The sequence below is a fragment of the Armatimonas sp. genome, from assembly GCF_031410135.1.
Classification (GTDB): domain Bacteria; phylum Armatimonadota; class Armatimonadia; order Armatimonadales; family Armatimonadaceae; genus Armatimonas.
Map to the genome: position 1 here is coordinate 1 of NZ_JANNYP010000571.1, position 1,411 is coordinate 1,411.

Below are 1,411 nucleotides of genomic sequence, written 5' to 3' on the forward strand. Positions count from 1 at the left end.
GTCCAGCCCGAGGGCATCGAGCCCCCGTAGCGATCCCACAGCCCGATCCGTAGCGGCTTGAGCGGCAGAGCCTTGGTCTCGGGCACGGTCTCGACGCCTACGAAGTCCACCCCCAGCTCTATCGCCGCCTTCGCCACGATCTCCTGGGTTTTGGGCGTGTTGGCGATAAACCACTTGCCGCCCTCCAGCTGCCAGTGCACCTCGCCGCCTGCTTTGAGAACGCGATTGATCACAATAAACGCATCGTTGACGGCATGATCCACGAGCCAGCCCGCCTTCCCTGGTGTGAGCTTGCCAGGCAGTACACTTGCCTTTCCTGCAATCACCTCTAGTGGGGCCGTGAAGTCATCGAGAATCCGGTCGAATTGGACGCCCATCTGGTAGGCCAGCGTGTACCCGGCGTTGTCGTAGGGCGGCTTGGGCGGGCCACCGGGATAGGGAATGTCGTTGGGGTAGTCCTGCGGCTCGAACATGTCCAAGACGTGAGGGCGAAAGGCTTGCGCAGTCTTGACCACAAACGAGTGCGCGGGGTAGGTTTTCTCCCCGACGGTAAACGCCTTGCTTACCTGGTGAACCGTGATCCCGTTCTGACGCAGCGTGTTGATAAACTTCACCACGGTCGGGAAGTCCGGCTGGTCGGCAGAGAGAATATAGCCACGGGGGTCGCGCAGCTCGGGGGTGCGCAGGGCGGCAAAGCTTGGCTTTGCACTCTTTTTTACTTCGGCAATGCGCCGTGGGTAGTCTGTCCAGGTGTCGCGGCTGCCTTTGTCAATGGCGTTGCGGCCCATCTTGTAGATATTGTAGAGAAACTGCTCTCGATGGCGCGACGCAATGTCTAAAACTGCCCAGTTTGCGGTGAGGGAGTAGTCAATGGACTGCCGGAAGTGCCAGGTCTGTGGCGTGATGGGAAAGATATAGTCCTCCTGCGGGATTAACTTGTCGGGCGTGAAGGCGATCTCCATCGGGGTTGGGCTACCGATGGTCTCGGTGAGCAGGCCGATCATGTTATGAAAGTACGTCGTGGTACGCAGCCCCCCATTCCACCAGGTCTGGTAGCTTGCCTGCGAGCGCCGCACCGCGCCAGGCTTGTTCTCTAAAACAAAGCGGTTGTGCATCGAGGTGCCCACCAGGTCAATTCCCGTCACCACCAGCGGGTCGAAGTGGTGGTTGTGGGGCGCACGAAACGGCGGGGCAAAGAGCACCGTGCCTGCCGGGCCGGTCTGGTGGTGGTTGTAGACAATCTGCGGGAACCACTGCTCATACTGAACCTCCCTTTGTGTCAATATGGAGTGAGACAGTCCGGTGTAGGTACACTCTACCCGCCAGACGCGCGGGAAGGAAGAAATCACCGTGTCCCAATCACCCAAAACCAAAGCTCAAGGATCCAGAACCAAGGACGTTACAGCACGAT

The 1,411-nt window shown here is 59.3% G+C and carries 1 pseudogene; it reads right to left on the reverse strand.

The window, feature by feature from the left end:
• Positions 1-1,349: pseudogene (locus tag RMO15_RS21120) on the reverse strand (peptidase); the annotation flags it as partial.
• Positions 1,350-1,411: the final 62 nt, after the last annotated feature.